This is a genomic window from Paraburkholderia aromaticivorans (assembly GCF_002278075.1).
GTDB classification, from domain to species: Bacteria; Pseudomonadota; Gammaproteobacteria; order Burkholderiales; family Burkholderiaceae; genus Paraburkholderia; species Paraburkholderia aromaticivorans.
In genome coordinates this window covers 790,692-809,773 of sequence record NZ_CP022990.1, presented here as the reverse complement: position 1 = coordinate 809,773, position 19,082 = coordinate 790,692, and the positions used below count along the sequence as shown (strand labels likewise).

The 19,082-nt window shown below is 66.4% G+C and carries 14 protein-coding genes; 11 read left to right on the top strand and 3 right to left on the bottom strand.

Annotated elements, in window-relative coordinates; genetic code table 11:
- Nucleotides 1-55: 55 nt before the first annotated feature.
- From CJU94_RS23320 to CJU94_RS23270, 11 genes are all read left to right on the top strand, one after another.
- The gene (locus CJU94_RS23320) at nucleotides 56-802 is read left to right on the top strand and encodes a FadR/GntR family transcriptional regulator (protein WP_095422758.1); all 747 of its coding nucleotides are present in this window, start codon (nucleotides 56-58) and stop codon (nucleotides 800-802) included.
- 391 nt (nucleotides 803-1,193) lie between these two features.
- Nucleotides 1,194-1,937: a (Fe-S)-binding protein gene (locus CJU94_RS23315; RefSeq protein ID WP_095421042.1), complete on the top strand. Its 744-nt coding sequence runs from the start codon at nucleotides 1,194-1,196 to the stop codon at nucleotides 1,935-1,937.
- The gene (locus CJU94_RS23310; RefSeq protein WP_095421041.1) at nucleotides 1,934-3,328 is read left to right on the top strand and encodes a lactate utilization protein B; all 1,395 of its coding nucleotides are present in this window, start codon (nucleotides 1,934-1,936) and stop codon (nucleotides 3,326-3,328) included. The genes CJU94_RS23315 and CJU94_RS23310 overlap by 4 nt, the downstream gene beginning before the upstream one ends.
- The gene (locus tag CJU94_RS23305) at nucleotides 3,315-3,902 is read left to right on the top strand and encodes a LutC/YkgG family protein (protein ID WP_095421040.1); all 588 of its coding nucleotides are present in this window, start codon (nucleotides 3,315-3,317) and stop codon (nucleotides 3,900-3,902) included. The genes CJU94_RS23310 and CJU94_RS23305 overlap by 14 nt, the downstream gene beginning before the upstream one ends.
- A gap of 75 nt (nucleotides 3,903-3,977) precedes the next feature.
- Nucleotides 3,978-4,862, top strand: coding sequence for a LysR family transcriptional regulator (locus CJU94_RS23300; RefSeq protein WP_095421039.1), 885 nt, complete (start codon nucleotides 3,978-3,980; stop codon nucleotides 4,860-4,862).
- Between the two features lie 156 nt (nucleotides 4,863-5,018).
- Nucleotides 5,019-6,032 (top strand): succinylglutamate desuccinylase/aspartoacylase family protein, encoded by a 1,014-nt coding sequence (locus CJU94_RS23295; RefSeq protein WP_095421038.1) that lies wholly within the window; start codon nucleotides 5,019-5,021, stop codon nucleotides 6,030-6,032.
- Nucleotides 6,033-6,090: 58 nt separating this feature from the next.
- Complete coding sequence (locus CJU94_RS23290) at nucleotides 6,091-7,509, top strand: MFS transporter (protein WP_095421037.1); 1,419 nt, start codon at nucleotides 6,091-6,093, stop codon at nucleotides 7,507-7,509.
- Nucleotides 7,510-7,663: 154 nt separating this feature from the next.
- Nucleotides 7,664-8,551: an MBL fold metallo-hydrolase gene (locus tag CJU94_RS23285; protein WP_095422757.1), complete on the top strand. Its 888-nt coding sequence runs from the start codon at nucleotides 7,664-7,666 to the stop codon at nucleotides 8,549-8,551.
- Between the two features lie 83 nt (nucleotides 8,552-8,634).
- Nucleotides 8,635-10,557, top strand: coding sequence for a VRR-NUC domain-containing protein (locus tag CJU94_RS23280; protein ID WP_095421036.1), 1,923 nt, complete (start codon nucleotides 8,635-8,637; stop codon nucleotides 10,555-10,557).
- Entirely contained in the window at nucleotides 10,554-12,818 is a 2,265-nt protein-coding gene (locus tag CJU94_RS23275; RefSeq protein WP_095421035.1) for an ATP-dependent DNA helicase, read from the top strand. The genes CJU94_RS23280 and CJU94_RS23275 overlap by 4 nt, the downstream gene beginning before the upstream one ends.
- 143 nt (nucleotides 12,819-12,961) lie before the next feature.
- Nucleotides 12,962-13,813: an alpha/beta fold hydrolase gene (locus CJU94_RS23270; protein WP_095421034.1), complete on the top strand. Its 852-nt coding sequence runs from the start codon at nucleotides 12,962-12,964 to the stop codon at nucleotides 13,811-13,813.
- Here CJU94_RS23270 and CJU94_RS23265 read toward each other — a convergent pair.
- From CJU94_RS23265 to CJU94_RS23255, 3 genes are all read right to left on the bottom strand, one after another.
- The gene (locus tag CJU94_RS23265; RefSeq protein ID WP_095421033.1) at nucleotides 13,752-16,412 is read right to left on the bottom strand and encodes a mechanosensitive ion channel family protein; all 2,661 of its coding nucleotides are present in this window, start codon (nucleotides 16,410-16,412) and stop codon (nucleotides 13,752-13,754) included. The genes CJU94_RS23270 and CJU94_RS23265 overlap by 62 nt on opposite strands.
- Before the next feature lie 339 nt (nucleotides 16,413-16,751).
- The gene (locus CJU94_RS23260) at nucleotides 16,752-17,093 is read right to left on the bottom strand and encodes an NIPSNAP family protein (protein ID WP_095421032.1); all 342 of its coding nucleotides are present in this window, start codon (nucleotides 17,091-17,093) and stop codon (nucleotides 16,752-16,754) included.
- Nucleotides 17,094-17,240: 147 nt separating this feature from the next.
- A complete protein-coding gene (locus CJU94_RS23255; RefSeq protein ID WP_095421031.1) occupies nucleotides 17,241-19,004 on the bottom strand; it encodes an MFS transporter in 1,764 nt (587 codons plus the stop codon).
- Between the last annotated feature and the right edge of the window lie 78 nt (nucleotides 19,005-19,082).

Sequence of the window (19,082 nt, the reverse complement as noted above, 5' to 3'; positions counted from 1 at the left end):
GGTTGTCCGCCGCCTGAACATCCGCTTGATCAACCGGCTTCACTCACCGCTGCCCATGCCATTCCTCCCGATCCAGTCCTTCACGCGCAAACGGCTGTCCGACGTGGTGTCCGACCAGATCAAGCAACTGATTTCGGACGGTACGCTGATGCCCGGCGACCGGCTGCCAGCTGAACGCGACCTGGCCACGCAGCTCGGCGTGTCGCGGCCTTCGTTGCGGGAAGCGTTGATCAGGCTGGAAGCGGACGGCTACATCGAAACTTCGGGGCGGGGCGGTTTCACGGTGGTCGACGTCACCGCGCCGATCATCTCCAAGCCGCTTGCCGAGTTGCTGTTGCAAAACCCGCGCACCAGCGCCGATATTCTGGAGCTGCGCCAGGGTCTCGAATCGATCTCGACGGTCTATGCCGCCCAGCGCGCCACGGCCGCCGATCTGAAAAAGATCAGTGCCGCATTCGAGGCATTGAAAGCCGGCTCGCAGTCGCAGGACCGTGCGAACCTCGCCGAACTCGACGCCGCGTTTCACCTCGCGATCGCCGACGCCACGCACAATATCGCGCTCGCGCATGTGATGCACGGCATCCATACGCTGATTCGCGAAGGGATGCGCCAGTACCATCGGCTCATCGATTACGACGACGCGATGGAAAAGCAGTTGATGAGCCAGCACCAGGCCATTTACGACGCCGTGATGGCGCGCGACGCCTTGAAGGCACGCAAGGCTGCCGAGCGTCACTTGACGTATGTGCGCGAACTGTACAAGGAAGACGCGGCGAAGCCTTCGTCGAGCGCGGTGTCTTGAGCGCGTGAGTGCTCGATGCCGCTTGGTGCGGCTCGATGCTGCTCGATGCCGCTCGATGCCGCTCGATGCGGCTTAAGCGGGAACAGCGCGTTCATGTCTTTGCGGTTCCAACCTTCGTTTTAACTTCCCCTCCGGCCTGACCCGCCGCTCCGGCTAGCTGCGTGCGACGCATGCCGCGGCCCGATCGATCCCAGCCGGCGATTGACACCCTCCTGCAACTTCCCCTATATTCGTGGTCAGACCAACCATACCAGTCATACTGAAGCGTCGGAAGCCTCGCTGATTCATCTCGCCTAGGCCGCCTGCCGCCGGACGAGGTATTGGTTCACCGCCGCGGTTCCGCAGTAGAGTGAGCGAATCGCCGGCTGCCGCTTGTCCTTTGAATGAGCCTATGAAAGTTGCCCTGTTTATCCCGTGTTTCATTGACGCGTTCTATCCCGAAGTAGGGATCGCCACGCTCGAATTGCTCGAACGCTTCGGCATTGAGGTCGACTATCCGCAGGAGCAAACCTGCTGCGGCCAGCCCATGGCCAATAGCGGCGCGCATGCCGAGGCCGCCGGCGCCGAGCGTGTGTTCGCGCGCAACTTTGCCGGCTACGACTACATCGTCGGACCGTCGGCGAGTTGCATTCATCACGTGCGTGAGCATCTCACCGCGCTCGAGCAGACCGACGAAGTGAAGAAGGTCCGGGCGAGCGCCTACGAACTCGTCGAGTTTCTGCACGACGTGATCGGCGCGCGTGAATTTCCGTGGGCGGAATTTCCGCATCGAGTGGGCTTGCACAACAGTTGCAGCGCATTGCGGCATCTGAAGGAAGCGTCGATGTCGGAAGTGGCGGCCACGCCGTTTTCGAAACCGCGCACCTTGCTCGAAGGCGTGAAGGGCATCGAGTTCGTCAAGCCGGCGCGGCCCGACGAATGCTGCGGTTTCGGCGGCACGTTCTCCGTGACTGAAGAACCGGTGTCGGTGCGCATGGGACAGGACAAGGTGCGCGATCATCTGAACGCGGGCGCCGAGTACATCGTATCGGGCGACATGTCGTGCCTGATGCACCAGCAGGGCTGCGCGGAACGCATGAAAGCCGACGCGCGCTTCATTCATATCGCGCAGGTCCTCAACGGAGCACGCGCATGAGCAACCGCATCGATCACGCGAAAGCGGCGGGCGCTTTCCTCGGCAAGACCGAGCATGTCGCGTTCCACGACAAACGTCTGTGGGATTTGCGCGAGAAGCGCGATGCGCAGGCGCACGGCATTGCCGAGTGGGAAACGATGCGCGAGCTGGCATCGGGCATCAAGGAACATACGCTGTCCAACCTGTCCACGTATCTCGACCAGTTCGCCGCGGCGGCCGAGGCGAACGGCGTTAAGGTACATTGGGCCGCCACCGCTGAAGAGCACAATGCGCTCGTGCACCGGATCATGTCGGAGCGCGGCATGACCACACTCGTCAAAAGCAAGTCGATGCTCACCGACGAATGCAAGATGCGCGAGTATCTGGAGCCGCGCGGCATTACGGTGATGGAAACGGATCTCGGCGAACGGATCCAGCAACTCGATCACCAGGACCCGAGCCATATGGTGGTGCCGGCGGTCCACAAACTGCGTGCCGACGTCGCCGAGCTGTTTGGCCGCACCATCGGCACCGACCCGAAGAACAGCGACATCCACTACCTCGCGGAAAGCCAGCGGATGAACACGCGGCCGTACTTCGTGCGCGAGAAGACGGCCGGCATGACCGGCTGCAATTTCGCGGTGGCGGAAACGGGCACGGTGGTGGTGTGCACGAACGAAGGTAACGCGGATCTTTCTGCGAATGTGCCGCCCTTGCATATCGCGTCGATCGGTATCGAGAAGCTGATTCCGAAGGTGTCGGACCTTGGCGTGTTTGTGCGCATGCTGTCGCGCAGCGCGCTCGGCTCGCCGATCACGCAGTACACGTCGCATTTCCGCGCGCCGCGTCCGGGCACGGAGATGCATTTCATCCTCGTCGATCACGGCCGCTCGGAGCGGCTCGCGATGGAGGACTTCTGGTATTCGCTCAAGTGCATTCGCTGCGGGGCCTGCATGAATACATGCCCCGTCTACCGGCGCAGCGGCGGGTTGTCGTATGGCGGCACCTACTCGGGGCCGATCGGCGCGATCATCAATCCGACTTTCGATCTGAAGCGCTATAGCGCGTTGCCGTTCGCATCGACACTCAATGGCAGTTGCACGAATGTGTGTCCGGTGAAGATCAATATTCACGAGCAGATCTACAAATGGCGCACGGTGATCGCCGAGCGCCACGAAGTGCCGTTCGTGAAGCAGGAGGTGTTGAAGATGGCGGGGCGGCTGCTCGCGAGTCCGACCTTGTATCGCGCGACGGTGTCCTCGATGGGCAGCGCGCTGCGGCGGCTGCCGAACTTCGTGCTGTACAACCCGCTCAATATCTGGGGCAAGCAACGCGAGTTGCCGGAGGCGCCGAAGCTGACCTTCCACGCCTGGTACAAGAAGAATCGTGGAGGCGAGCATGACAACGCGTGAAGCTTTTCTGGCGAAGGTGCGCGATGCGCAACCTCCCGCACGGCCGCGACCCGAGGTGCCGCTCTTCGATGCGGCGGGCGGCGATCTGCGCGCGCGCTTTACGGCGGCGCTGCAGGCAATGGGCGGCGCGTGCGTGGAAGCCAAAGCGGCGGACGACGTGCCCGGGCTGATTCGCGAGCGGTTCGGCGCCGAGGCATCCATCGCCTCGGCCACGCCGGAAGTGCCGGGCACGCGCACGCTTACCGCCGACACGCAACCCGCGTCGTTGCAGGACATCGAGGTCGGCGTGGTGCGGGCTCGCTTCGGCGTTGCCGAAACCGGCTCGGTGTGGTTCAGCGAACGCGAGTACGTGGTCAACGCGGTCGGCTACATCGTGCAGCATCTGGTGGTGCTGCTCGATCCGGCGCAATTGCTCGACGGGCTGCAGGACGTGTACCGGCGCGACGATTTCCGCGACGCCCGTTATGCGGCGCTCGTGACCGGACCGTCGGCGACGGCGGATATCGAAGGCGTGCTGATTCGCGGCGCGCAAGGCGTGCGGTCGTTGACGGTGGTGTGGCTCGCGGCGGAGTAAAAAACGCAATCGCCGTGGCACGATCGAATGGCACAATGCCGGCAATCCGTTAAATGAGCCTGCCATTCTGCTGACATGGAACTCCGGCATCTCCGTTACTTCGTCGCCGTTGCCGAGCATGCGAGCGTGCGCGGCGCCTCCGAGCAACTGCACGTGACCCAGCCGGCCATTTCGCGGCAGATCCAGGACCTCGAAGAAACCGTGGGCGTCGCGCTGTTCGAGCGCACGCCGCGCGGCCTCAAACTCACGCTGGCGGGCGAAGCCTATCTGCGCGAGGCGCGCGGTATTCTGCAGCAGGTCGAGTCGGCGGCGCGCGTCGCGCAACGCATCGCGGCGGGCGTGTGCGGCCACGTGCGGATCGGTTTCGTCGAAAACGCGGTATGGGGCGGCCTTGTGCCGCACGCGCTGCAAGCCTTCCAGCAGGCGGCGCCGCAAGTGGCTATCGAACTCACGCCGATGAATACGCCGGAGCAACTGGACGCCATCAACCAGCGCACGCTGGACGGCGGCTTCATCTATCACTTCGGCGCGCTGCCCGAGCAGATAACCAGTCTGCCGCTGCTCGAAAACGGCGTGGTGCTGGCGGCGCCGGCCGCGTGGTCGTTCGGCCGCCGAAAGACGGTGCGCGCCGCGCAACTGGGCGGCAAGCCGTTCATTACGTTCCCACGGCACGTCTATCCCGCTTACTACGATCGCCTGATCGGCGCATGCGAGCGCGCCGGTTTGACGCTCGACGTCGTGCAGGAAGTATCGACGGAAGCGGCGATTCTCTCGCTGGTGTCGGCGGGCGTGGGCGCGGCGATCGTCAACTCGGCCAATCGCGACCGGCCGCCGGCGCTGGTGCAATTCCTCAACCTGGCCGATCTGTCTATCGCGCTGCCGCTGCATTTCGCGTATCACGAGCAGCATCGCAACCCCGCGCTCGCGCAATTCATCGCCTTGCTCAACGCGCAGAAGTGAACCGCGGGCAGGGCCGGGCTGCGATGCCTTTGAGGCATCGGCTACCCTAAAAATCGGCATTGGCGCTGGTTTTTTGCCTCGACGATATTGATTGCATGGCCTCGCGCCGTCATCCGACGACGTCGCTCCGGCTCACTTTCTTATCGGGAGACAACCATGCCGTCCACACCCTCGCTGATTTGCACCGACATCGACTATGAACGCCCCGGTCTGCAGAACGGCACATTGCGCGTGCCGTATTCGCACGATCGCTCCGCTTACGGCCATATTCCGGTGCCGATTACCGTACTCAACGGTGGTGACGGGCCCACGGTGCTGCTGACAGGCGGCAATCACGGCGATGAATACGAAGGTCCCGTCGCGCTGATGAAGCTGATTCAGCGCTTGCCCGCGACTTCGATCAAGGGCCGTCTGATCGTGGTGCCGGCGCTGAATTTCCCGGCTTTTATCAACGGCTCGCGCACTTCGCCGATCGACCGTGGCAATCTGAATCGCGTTTTTCCCGGCGCGCGCAACGGCAACCTCACTGAGATGATTGCGCATTATGCGGATACCGAACTGTTTCCGCGTGCCGACGTGGTGATCGATCTGCACGCGGGCGGTGCGTCGTTCGATCATCTGCCGGCCTTGCTCGCGGCGCCGCCCGCGGACCCGTCGCGCCGCGCCGAATACCGGCGGCTGGTGCAGGCGTTTGCCGCGCCGCAAACCATGCTCATGGATCTGCTCGGCGAGGACCGCACGTACGGCGCGGCTGTCGAGCGGCACGGCAAGCTGTTCCTGTGCGGCGAGTTCGGCGGCTACGCGGCCTGCAATCCCGACGGCGTGGCGATCGTCGAGGACGGTCTGCGGCGCGTGCTGCACGCGCTCGGCGTCACGCCCGACGATCATCCGCCCGCGCCGCGGCACGACTCCCGCTGGCTGAAAGTGGACGGCGCGCGGCACTACGTGTTCGCCTCGCGCCCGGGTGTTGCCGAACCCGTTTTCGCGCTCGGCGACCGGGTCGAAAAGGATCAACTGGCCGCGCGGGTGTTCGACCCGTATGCGCCGTGGAGCGCACCCCAGGAGATCCGCTTTGCCGGCGACGGCGTGGTGGTGTGCAAGCGCTCGTATGCGCGCGTCGAGCCGGGCGACTGTCTCGCCGTGCTGGCCGCGGATGCGCAATGGCAATGACGCCGTTCATCGAACCGAGGCAAACCATTTCTTCGCCGTGCCCAGCCGGAGATTCGCCATGAATGCAGTCACCACCGTGTCCGATGCCGACGATGCCGATACGCGTCGTGGGCACGCCTACGTCGTCGTTCTGTTCTTTGTCTGCTTTGCGTTTTCATATCTCGACCGCCAGATCGTGAGCATTCTCGTGCAACCGATCAAGGAAACGCTGACGCTCACCGATACGCAAATCGGCTTGCTGCAAGGCTTTTCGTTCACGCTGTGTTACGCGACGGCGGGCGTGTTCATCGCGCGGCTGATCGATCGCTCCAATCGCGTGCGTCTGATCGCGGTTTGCGTGGCGATCTGGGCCGTCTCCACCGCGCTATGCGGTTTCGCGCACAACTTCGGCGAATTGCTGGCCGCGCGTGCCGGGACCGCGATCGCGGAAGCGGGTTTGAGTCCGGCGGCACTGTCGATTTTCAGCGATCTGTACCCGCCGCGCAAAGTCACCCGGGCAAGCAGCGTATTCATGCTCGGACCGTATATCGGCGGAGGCGTGGCGCTGTTCGGCGGCGGCATGCTGCTCGGTTCGCTCGAACACGGTGCGGGCGCCACGTGGCTCGCGGGCGCTGGTTTGAACGGATGGCAGGCTGTGTTCGTCGCGGTTGGCTTGCCGGGGCTGGCGCTGGCGGCGATCGTCGCATTGTCGGTGCGCGAGCCGCAACGGCGTGGCCTGTCGCCCGCACTCGACGCCACTGCGCCAGGTTCGGCCGCCGCGGGACGCGTCGTCGCGACCGAACGGGCATCGGGCCGGGTTTTCATGGACGAAGCCGCTCAGGACAGCACACCGCCGCTCAAAGACGTGCTGCGCGAACTGTTCGTGAAGAACCGTTTCTGTCTGCCGTATTTCGGCGCCTATGTCGCGCTGATCACGCTCTTCTACTCGCACGCGGCCTGGTTTCCGACGCTGCTGATCCGTCACTTCCATCTAACGCCGCGCGTAGTCGGGCAGATGGCGGCGCCGGCCTACATGTTCGGCGGCATACTCGGCGTGGTGAGCGCGGGCCTGCTCGCCGGACGCGTGAGCGACGCCGCCGCGCTGCGCAAAGTGCTGGCGCTGTCCGCGTTGGCGGCGCTGTTGCTGGTGCCGGCCGCGATCGCGATGCCGCTCGTCGGCGACGTGCACATCGCGGTGGTGCTGTATGGCGCGTGCGCGTTCGCGGCGAGTGTGGCGATGGCGTTGGCGCCGGTGCCGATCCAGATCGCGATTCCGAATCGCATGCGCGGACGTTCGATCGCGTTGCTGGTGTTTCTCACCAATGCGATCAGCGGCGGCCTCGGGCCGTTCGCGGTCGGCTTCATCAACGAGCGGCTCGGCGGGCACAGCGCCGGTCTGGGCGTGGCGCTGGCCTGCGTCGGCGGCGTGGCGGCCGCGTTCAGCGCGCTGCTGTACGGCGTGGCCGCGCGCCGCACGCCGGTGAGAACGATTGCGTGACGCGGCGTTCATGGCGATGCCGGCAAGGCATCGCCATCCGCAGAAAACGGCATTGGCCGGCACGCACCGGATTTGCGATAGTGACGCCATTCGCCACGGCAGCGCGGCGTCACCGCTCAGATGGCTGCCGCCGCACTTTCACGGAGTACACACCATGCCAATCGAGGTTCTTGCGCACAGGGTAGGCGACGCGCGCATTACCCGCGTCAGCGAAACCAGTTTTCCGTTGGCACCCGCGGTGCTCTATCCGGATTGGACGCCGTCCGCCGCGGACGAATTGAGCCGCCGGCTTTCGGCGCAGAGCCTCGACCTGGAACGCAACGAGGTGAAGCTGAGCGTGCACACCTGGGTCGTGCAGATGGACGGCCTGACCGTGCTGATCGACACCGGCATCGGCAATTTCAAGGAGCGGCCGTTCAGCAAGCTGTTTCATCGACTGGACAACCCGTATCTGGAGCGTCTCGCCGAGGCGGGCGTCTTGCCGGCGCAGGTGGACGAAGTACTGCTCACGCATCTGCATGCGGACCACGTGGGCTGGAATACGCAGTGGGTCGAGGGTCGCTGGCAGCCGACCTTCCGGAATGCGAAATATGTATTCCCGCAAGCGGAACAGGCGTTCTTCGCGACTTCGGCGGGAGACAGCCGCCGTATGGTTTTCGAAGACAGCGTCGTGCCGGTGATCGAAGCCGGCCAGGCGGTCACCATTCCTGCCAGGGGCGGCGCGTGGCGCGACGGCATCGAGTTTCATCCCACGCCGGGGCATAGCGCCGGCCATATGTCGATTTCGATCCGCTCGCGCGGTGAGGAGGCGATCTTTACCGGCGATGTGATGCATAACCCTGTTCAGGTCTACCGGCCCGAATGGAACTCGACCTTCTGCCGCGATGCCGCGTCGGCGCGGCGCTCGCGGCACTGGTTGCTCAACTACGCGGCCGATCGCGGCGCAACGCTCTTCACCGCGCATTTTCCGCAGAGCTCGGCGGGGCGGGTGAGCAGGGGCGCGAACGGCTTCGAATGGCAGTACCTTCACGCCGCGCCCTGACGCTGTTTTGACCCGATGTGGCCGGCGCCTTCACGGATTTTGCTATCATCACTGTATAAACATACAGGTTTCGTGACAGTGCCGTGGCAACACCTGCCTCTCCCTACGCTTTCTACTATCTGCTGAACTTCGAGCGCGCCCTCGCGTGGCTCGCGCAGCGTTATGACGACCTGTTCGACGCGCATGAACAGGCGTTTGTGCGCGAGTTCGCCGCGTTACCGCAATCTTCGCGTGCGCTGCTGGTTCGCATGCTGATGCGCAAAGGCACGCTGTTCCGCGCGAGCCGCCTGGCTTACGAGGAGATTGGCTGCCCGTTGCAGGCGGTGGCGCCGATCGCCGCGCTCGGCTGGGTCGACACCGAGCCGGGCCTGACGCTCGACGATCTGTTCGCGCTCACCACGCGTGCCGAGTTGATGGAGATTTTCGCGGATGCGCTCGCGTTGATGCCCGGCGCCAAGAGCTTGCGCAAACCGGAACTGCTGGAAACGGTGCGTGCGTTCTATCTCGACGAACGCGACGGGGACAGCGTCGCGGCACGTCCGCTCTGCGCATGGCACGCCCGATCTACGGATTGCGTGCTTCACGTGGCGGTCGCGCCGCTTTGCGAACGTCTGCGGCTGATGTTCTTCGGCAACTTGCAGCAGGAGTGGTCGGAGTTCGTGCTTGCCGACCTCGGCGTGTTCCAGTACGAGAAGGTGGCGTTCGCGCCGTCGTCGCGCGCGTTTCAGGCGCGCGTGGACGTGGACGTTTATCTCGCCTTGCACGCATGCCGCGAAGCGCTCGAATGGCTGCCCGGCGGCGACGCGGAAGTCGCCGCGATCGACGAACTGGTCGGAGCCGTCGGGGCAATCGAAACCTCTAACCCCTGGCTCGAAACGCGGCGCGCGAAACTGTTGTTTCGCATCGGCCACCTGTGCGAGCGGCGGCAGAACTGGCCGGCCGCGCTCGCCGTTTACGAGCAATGCGCGTGGCCTGGCGCGCGTCATCGGCGCATGCGCGTGCTCGAACGCAGCGAGCGTTTCGACGACGCGTTCGCGCTGGCTTCGCAGGCCGCCGCGGCACCGGAGAGCGAGGAGGAAGCGCAACGCATCGCGCGCATGCTGGTGCGTTTGCAGCGCAAACGTGGCCTGCCGGTCGCACGGGCGAGCGCGGCGCGTCCCGTCGAGCGCAGCACGCTGGTGGTGCCGCGGCCCGACGCGCTCATGCCGGTCGAGTACGTCGTTCGCGATCATTTGACGCGCGAGACCGCGCCGGTTCATTACGTCGAAAACGCGCTGATCAATTCGCTGTTCGGGCTGCTGTGTTGGGAGCCAGTCTTCGCGGCGCTGCCTGGCGCGTTCTTTCATCCGTTCCAGCGTGGTCCGGCCGATCTGCACGCGCCGGATTTTCATGCGCGTCGTGCGCAACAGTTCGCCGCGTGTCTCGCGCAGCTCGACAGTGGCGTTTATCGCGAAACGATCTGGCGGCATCTGCACAGCAAGGCGGGGCTGCAATCGCCTTTCGTGTTCTGGGGGCTGCTCTCGCCGGAACTCGTCGCATTGGCGCTCGACTGTCTGCCCGCCGCGCACCTGAAACTGTGGTTCGAGCGCTTGCTGCGCGATATTCGCGGCAATCGTTCCGGTTTGCCGGATCTGATCCGCTTCTGGCCGGCCGAGCGCCGCTACGAATTGATCGAAGTGAAAGGTCCCGGCGACCGCCTGCAGGACAACCAGATCCGCTGGCTCGCGTACTGCGCGCAGCACGGCATGCCGGTGCGCGTGCTCGACGTGCGCTGGGCCGATGAAGTACTCACCGCGAATGGCGGCGCGGATGAAGCGGCTGCCGGGGCCGCCGCAGTAGGCAGACGCGAGTTCGCCACGGAGGCCAGAACCGAGGCCGCCATAGAGGCCACCGCAAAGGCCAACCCCGAGGCGATCACCGAGGCGATCACCGAGCCCACCGTCGAGCCCACCGTCGAGCCCACCACCGAGCCCACCACCGAGGCCACCACCGAGGCCACCGCATGACCTACGTGGTCGCCGTGCGGGCGATGTGCGAGTTCACCGCGAGGCGCGGCGATCTGGACCTGCGCTTCACGCCGGCGCCCACCTCGCTCGAAGGCATGGCGGGCCACGTGACGGTCGCCGGGCGGCGCGCGAGCGGCTACGAAACCGAAATCACGCTGACCGGCACGCATCGCGGCCTGACCGTGCGCGGGCGCGCCGACGGCTACGACCCGGCGGCGAACCGGCTGGAAGAGGTCAAGACGCATCGCGGCGATCTCGAACGCATGCCCGCCAATCACCGCACCTTGCATTGGGCGCAGGCACTCGTCTACGGCCATTTGCTATGCCGCGCGCGCGGGCTCGCCGGGTTGACGGTGGCGCTGGTGTACTTCGATATCGGCAGTCGGAAGGAGGTGCTGCTGACGCAAACGCATACCGCGCGCGACCTGGAGATTTTCTTCGTCGAGCAATGCGAGCGCTTTCTCGATTGGGCGGTGCAGGAAGAGGCGCATCGGGCCGCGCGCAACGCGGCGCTCGGTGCGTTGCAGTTTCCGCATGGGCAGTTTCGCAGCGGCCAGCGTGAGCTGGCGGTGTCGGTCTATCGCTCGGCGCGCGACGGCAAGCCCTTGATGGCGCAGGCGCCGACCGGCATCGGCAAGACGCTTGCGACGATTTTTCCGTTGCTCAAGGCGTGCGCGTCTGACCAGATCGAGCGGGTGTTCTTTCTGACCGCCAAGACGCCGGGCCGCGCGCTGGCGCTGGACGCGATCGACACGCTCCATCGAGGCGCCGGGCACCTGCCGTTGCGAACCCTCGAACTGGTCGCGCGCGACAAAGCCTGCGAGCATCCCGACAAAGCCTGCAACGGCGACGCCTGTCCGCTCGCGCGCGGCTTCTACGACCGGCTCGACGCGGCCCGCAGCGCCGCGCTGGCCGGCTCTCGCCTCACGCGCGCGGCGGTGCGCGAGGCGGCGCTCGCCCACGAGATCTGTCCGTATTATCTGGCGCAGGAACTGGCGCGCTGGGCCGACGTGGTGGTCGGCGATTACAACTACTACTACGACAGCAGCGCCATGCTGTACGCGCTCACGCAGATCAACCAGTGGCGCGTTGGCGTGCTGGTCGACGAGGCGCACAATCTGCTCGACCGGGCCCGCCGCATGTACACCGCGTCGCTCGATCAGGCAAGCTTCCGGCTCGCGCGCAAAACGGCGCCCGTCATCTTGCGCAAGCCGCTCGAGCGGCTGCAACGCGAGTGGAACGCCGTCAAACGCGCGCAGTCCGCGAGCTATCAGGTCTACACCGAGGTCCCCGGCAAGCTGCTCTCCGCTGCGCAAGACCTGATCGGCACGGTCACGGATCAACTGGCGGAAGCCCCGCTTTCCATCGACGAAGCATCGCTGCGCTTTTTCTTCGACGCCATGCATTTCGTCGCGCTGGCCGAGCAGTTCGGCGAGCATTCTATTTTCGACATCACGCTCGCCGCGGATCGTTACGCGCCCCGCGACAAAACCAGTGCCACGCTCTGCGTGCGCAACGTGATTCCCGCGCCGTTTCTCGCGCCGCGCTATGCAGCCGCGCGCACCACGGTGATGTTCTCCGGCACGCTCAGCCCGCATCATTTCTATCGCGACACGTTGGGGCTGCCCGAAGCGACCCAATGGCTCGACGTCGAAGGACCGTTTCGCGCTGAGCAGTTGCGGGTGCGCGTGGCCGGCAACGTCTCGACGCGCTGGCGCGACCGCGAGCGTTCGCTCGTTCCGATCGTCGATCTGATCGCTAGGCAATACGCGGCGCAGCCGGGCAACTATCTGGGCTTTCTGAGCAGCTTCGAGTACTTGCAGCGGGTGGTCGCGTTGATGCGCGAGCGGCACCCTGAGTTGCCGGTCTGGGCGCAGGAACCCGGCATGGACGAAGCGGCGCGCGACGCATTTCTGGCGCGCTTTCGCACCATGAACGAAGGCGTGGGCTTCGCGGTGCTCGGCGGCGCGTTTTCGGAGGGCGTCGATCTGGTGGGGCAGCAGTTGATCGGCGCGTTCATCGCCACGCTCGGTTTGCCGCAGATGAATGAGATCAACGAGCAGATGCGCCGCACGATGGAGGCGAAGTTCGGCAACGGTTACGACTACACGTATCTGTATCCCGGTTTGCAGAAGGTGGTGCAGGCGGCCGGGCGCGTGATCCGCACGGAGCACGACCAGGGCGTGGTGCATCTGATCGACGACCGGTATCGGCGGCCCGAGGTGCGGCGGTTGCTGCCGCGCTGGTGGGAGGTGCCGTAGCGCTCCGGCATGGCGGCGCTTTTCGAGTGCGCCTGCCTCTTTACCTCCCACGTAATCGACCCGCCTACTGTTGCCCGGCACAGTGGCGGTACGGCATCACGATTCTCGCTCGAGGCCGCAACGATGTTGCATGGGAGGCTTTTATGAACGCGACCGCACCGTATCTCGCCGACGAACCGAACACCATCCGCACCGCCGACAACACACGCCTTTTCTACCGCGAGTGGGGCGAGGGCACGCCGCTCGTGTTCCTCTCAGGCTGGACGCTGAACGCCGACATGTGGGCGTATCAGATGGAACCGCTGTCGCGGCTCGCTTGCCGCTGCATCGCCTATGACCGGCGCGGGCATGGCCGTTCTAGCGACCCGGGCCGAGGCTACGACTTCGACACGCTTGCCGGCGATCTGGAGAGCGTCCTGAACGCGCTCGATCTGAGCGGCGTCACGCTGGTCGCGCATTCGATCGCGAGCGGCGAAGTCGTGCGTTATCTGACGCGCTATGGTTCGGCGCGCGTGGCGCGCATTGCGTTGGTCGCGCCCGCCGCCACGCCGTATCTGCTGAAAACCGACGACAACCCGAACGGCATCGACGCCGCGCTATTCGAGCAGGGACGTCTCGCGCTGAGCCGTTCCTTCCCCGACTGGATCGAGGCGAACGCGGGACCGTACTTCGGGCCGGGCGTGTCGCGCGCGCCGCTCGACTGGACGATTCGCCTGATGCTGCAAACCTCGCATCAGGCCATGCTGGAACTGGCGCGCGTGCAGACCAGCACCGATTTTCGCGCGGAACTGGCGCGTGTCGAAGTGCCGTCGTTGATCCTGCACGGCGACCGCGACGCCTCCGCGCCGCTCGAGCTCACCGGGCGACCCACCGCGGCGCTGATACCCGGCGCGTCGCTGCAGGTCTACGAAGGCGCCGGTCACGGGCTCTACTTCACTCATGCGCAGAGGTTGAACCGGGATTTGCTGGCGTTCCTGGGCCGCCGGCCGGCTTAGGATCGACGGGCAACTGATCTTCCACCGGCGCGTCGGCTTGCTGAGCCGCGGCGGAGGCGGACGCTCGCGCATCGTCGCGCGCTTCGCCCTTGAGCGCTTCGCTGGGCGGCGCGGGGGGCGCTTCATCGGCCGCGATCCGCGCCGGCGCGCTGTCCGGATCCCACGTCAAGAGATTGCGCTGCGGGTTCGCGATCTCGATCCCGCGCTCGCGGAACTGGTCGAGAATGCGGCGGTTGATTTCGCGCTGCACGCCCCAGCGCGCGCTGTCGCGACACTGAATCTGGCCGGTCAGCGTGATGGCCGAGCCGTCCAGCGCATCGACGCCCCAGAAACTGAAGTCCGACAGGATGCCGTCCTTGAAACTATCGTCTTCGCGCAAGGCGGCGCCGATTTCCTTCAGCGTGCTGATGGCGAGATCGACGTCCTGGCCGAACACGATGTTGACCTTCACCGCCGCATTGCCGATGCCGCGATTGGTGTTGTTCACCGTGGATACCGAACTGAACGGCACCGTGTAGAGCGAACCATCGCCGCCGCGCAGCCGCACCGTGCGAATCGACAGATATTCGACCGTGCCCGACACGCCCGCGAGCGTGACCCAGTCACCCACCTGCATGGCGTTTTCCATCAACAGGAAAATGCCGGTGATGAAATCCTGCACCAGCTTTTGCGAGCCGAAGCCGAGCGCCACCCCGAAGATACTGGCGCCCGCTAGCAGCGGCCCGATATTCACGCCGAGTTCGCTCAGGCCGGTGAGCACTACCACCAGCGCGATCGCGCAGAAGAGCGCGCTGCGCAGCATCGGCAGCAGGGTGCGCAAGCGTGCGGCGCGCACGAGGTCGCCGCTCGTGGTCCAACGGTCCAGCCGCTGTTCGACCGACACGTTCACGCTTTCCCACACCAGCAGCGCGACGACGGCCGCCACGCCGATCGTGACGATCGCCGACGCGAGCCGGTGCCCGATCGTGCCGGTGCGAAACAGGTCGGCCACGTGTACGCCCCATACCTGCAACAGCGCGAGCGCGGTCACCGCGCCGATGATCCAGGCCACGAGGCGTCGCACCAGCGGGTAATAGCGGTACGCATGCTGGTGCACGAGCGACTTCGCCGCGTCGTCCTGCACATGGAAGAGCCGGGCGAGCGCGCCGAACAGCACGATCGACACGACCCGCGCGCCCACCAGCACCGCCAGCGAAATGCCGCCGAGATGGAGCAGCGTCTCATAGCCGTTGCGCACGTCGAGCGCCCAGATGAACCATAGCGCCATCACGACGAACACCGCGAACCAGGCCCAGACTTCGGCGAGCACATTGCCGGCCATCTCCAGCGATTTGCGCGCGGCAACGCGCTTGCGGATCAATTCGCCGACCGGATTCGCGCATTGCAGCAGCAGGATCGAGATCATGATGTGACCGGCGAGCGCGACCACTTTCATCAGCGCGAGATGTGCCGCGTCGTTCAACCCGAGGGACTGGGCGATCTCCGCGAGCGCCGAACCGGCGCCCACCACGCTGACGATCCGCACGATCCAGCGCTGCACGAAGACTGCCCACGCATCGCTCATGCGCAGCAGGCGCAGGCGCGGCGCGGCCGGTTGCAGGAAGAATCCGCCGCCGACCACGATCACGCGGCACAGCACGTAGATGTCGATGAGCGAATCGAGTGCGCGGTCTTGCGGCGTGCCGTCATCGGCGAAGATCGACATCAGCGCGCTCGCCGCGCCGACGAACACCACCAGCGGCAACAGCCGCAGCACCAGGGTCAGCAGCGCGCGCGGCAGGCGCTGCAGCAGCGTCCAGTGATGTTTGGCGCTCTGCCTGCCTTTGACTTCGCTGAGCTTGCCGTTGGCCGAGGTGGCTGCCGATGTGCCGGCCGGCACGGCCGCGGCTTTCGCCTGTGCTGCCGCGACTGGAGAAGGCGGGGAAACGGGCAGCGGCGGCGCGGCGCTCGGGGTGTCGGCGGCTTGGGGCGCGACGTCCACGGGCAGATCGGCTTGCGGCGCGTCGTCCTGGTCGCCCGCTTCACGGCGCGCGGCCAGCGCCTTGTAGGCGCGGCGCAACAGCCGGCGCGCGAGCCATTCGAGTACGAGGGCGGGTATCAGCGCGGCCAGCAGCGACCAGGCGACCCGGCCCAGTACCGCGCGCGCTTGCGGGCTGGTCGATTGCCACTGCCACCAGGCGCGCACCGATGAGACATCCAGCAGCGCTCCGACCGAACTGCGCGCGGACTTGCCGAGGCGCACGGCCCAATGCGCGCCCTGACGGGCCACTTGCGAAGCAAGGCCATTCGATTTGAACGCCGCCGGCACGAGGGCGGCGGCGCCGCTCGCCGCCGCGGGCGCCGACGCGGCCGTGGGCGCGGAAGCAGGCGGCGCGCTGAGGGCGCCGGCGGCGGCGATGGCCTGCAGCGTATCGGCAACCTGCGCGCGGCGCTTGGGATCGTTGAGGACGGCGAGCGCCTGGCGAGCCTGTTCGGGCGTGAGCGTCACCCCGGGACCGGAGGCCGACGAGGCGGGTGCGGCGGGTGCGGCCGCGGCGAAGACCGGCGGCGCGCCCAGGGCGAGAAGAAAGAAAAAGCAGGCTTGGAGTAGTTTGCGCATAGGGTTTAAAGCGGGGGCAGAAGCGGATGCCTGTGCCGGTACGGACGGATTGGTTCAGCGGCGTGACCCTGAACCGACAGGGCTCGGGCCGTACAAGTTCCTCCGGCGGCCGGCGCGCGCGGCGCGGGAGGTCTGGAAAGGCTGACGCAACGGCACTTCCGAATAGCAAAAACCCGGCCTGTCAGTCAGCGCCGGCCTGCCGGATGTCGGCCGTCATGCTCGGGAATTCCCGAGCCGACGTGCAGGGCCTGAGGGCACGCGCCGCGGTGACGATTTCGGTGAAATCGCGCGCCATGTGAGCGGCGTGTCGACCCGCCGCTCGACGCCGCACGATTGCAATCACGCCGCCGCATGCACCGGCGGCACGCCCAGGGTGCCCGCCGCGACTTCGGTGAAGGTGCGCTCTTCGCGCAGAATGAAACGCTTCGTTTGGGCCATCACGAAGTTCTCGCGCGCCTCGGCATCGGTGCGCAATCTCGCGCGGTACGCTTCGTAGGCCGCGAGGCTGTCGAATGCAATCAAGCCCCATGCAATGTCGTTGGTCCCTTCGTGCGGCAGGAAGTAGCCAACCAGGTGGCCGCCGCAGCGCGGAATAATGCGGCCCCAGTTGCGGGCGTATTCGTCGAAGGCATCGCGCTGGAACGGATCGATCTGATAGCGGATGAAGCAGGTTATCGTCATGTGCAAGCTCCCGGTGGGTCCAGGGTCGAGGGTCGTGGTTTGAAGCACCATGCCTGCAGTATGGCGGGCGCCGCGCGGCGACGTTTCAGCGCGATCTGAACTGTGGATGGATGGCCGTGCGCGCGCCGTGGGTCCGGCGTCGCGACTCTAAAGCGGCCGTTGCGAGCGGATCGTCAAGGCCGCCAGTGCCGCGCCGGCCAACGCGCACAACGCCGACACCAGCGCCACCGCGCGCAATGCCGCGCCGAGCGCGTCGGTCTGCGCGCGCGCCAGACCGGGCTGCGCTCGCGAAGCGTCCAGCTGGGTTTGAGCCGTAGCCGGTGCGGCTTCGGCTTGCGTCGCCCGCCCAGCCGCTTGTGCATCCCCCGGCTTTGCATCCGGCGTACCGTGCTCAGCGGCCGGTGGCGCGGCGTCCGAACCCCTCCCGGCTTGCGCCAGGCTCGCTGCCGCGCGCGCCGCCCGCGGCACATGCAGGGCATCGAGCCGCGCATCGAGCGCCGCATCGTGCGACCACACGAACACGATGCCCAGCACCGCGATCGCCAGCAGGCTCGCCACCCGCGCCACCGCGTTATTGATGCCCGACGCGACGCCCGTGCGCGCGGCGGGCACGGCGCTCATCACCGTTGTCGTGAGCGGCGCCACAGTGATGGTCATGCCGAGTCCGAGCACGGCCAGCGCGGGAAGAAAGCCGCGCCAGTATTCGCCGCGCACCCACGGCAATGCGAGCATCGCGAAGCCGGCCGCGGCGACGACCGGGCCCACGCTCAGCAGGACCCGCGCGCCGTAGCGGGTCGTCAGGCCGCCGGTAAACCGCGACAGCAGGCCGATGGTTACCGGCACCGGCAATAACGCCGCGCCCGCCTGGGTCGCGCTGTAACCATAGGCGCGGATCAGCGTGAACGGCAGGAAGAACAGCGCGCCGCCCAGCCCGAAGTAGACCAGCAGCGTGACCAGATTGGCCCCGACGAAGTCGCGCGAACGAAACACGTCGAGCGGCATCATCGGATTGCGGGTTTTCGCTTCAATCGCGACGAAAGCGCTCAGCACCAGCAGGCCGCCCAGCACCGACGCCAGCACCCAGCGGTCGCCGAAGCCGCGCGCGGAGGCGAGGGTCAGGCCGTAGGTCAAGGCGCCAAGCCCGGCGGTGGCCGTGGCCGCGCCCGCCCAGTCGAGGCGGGGCGCTACATGTCCTGCGGACGGGGAGAGCCGGGTGGCCGGGTCGCCTTCGTCGTCCTGCCGGCTGTCCGGCACGGCCATGACCGCCAGCGCGACGGTCGCGCAGGCAATCGGCACGTTCAGGAAGAAAATGGCCCGCCACGAAAACGCGTCGACGAGCCAGCCGCCCGCCACCGGACCGAGCGCCGAGGTGATCGCGCCCACGCCCGCCCACGTGCCGATTGCCTGGCCGCGCTCGGTGTCGTCGAACACCGCGCCGATGATGGCGAGGCTGCTCGGCACCAGCAACGCCGCGCCCACGCCTTGCACGGCGCGCGCGGCGATCAGGGCGGCGGCGCCCGGCGCGAGGCCGCAGCCGATCGAGGCCAGGGTGAACAACCCGATTCCGGCGATGAACACCGTGCGCCGGCCGAGCCTGTCGCCCAGCGAGCCGCCCACCAGCACCAACGCGCCGAGAAACAGCAGATAGGCGTCGACGACCCACTGGATCGCCGCGACGCTGGCGCCCAGTTCGGTCTGGATGGACGGCAGGGCGACATTGACCACGGAACCGTCGATGAAGGCCATGCTCGAGCCGAGAATGGTCGCGGCCAGCGCGAGTTTTTTACGCCGGCACGGGTGAACGAGACTGGCAGGGTGCGCGCGGATGGCGAGCGCATCGCACGGGCTCGCCTGAGCGGGCAGGACTGACGAGGAACGGCGCTCGAGCGCCGGTGCGTGCTGGTCGGCCACGTCCGCTCCCGGATGGATGAACGGCCTTCAGCATAACAATGCCGGCGTGCCGACGATAGGCGCGCGAGGCGTCATTGC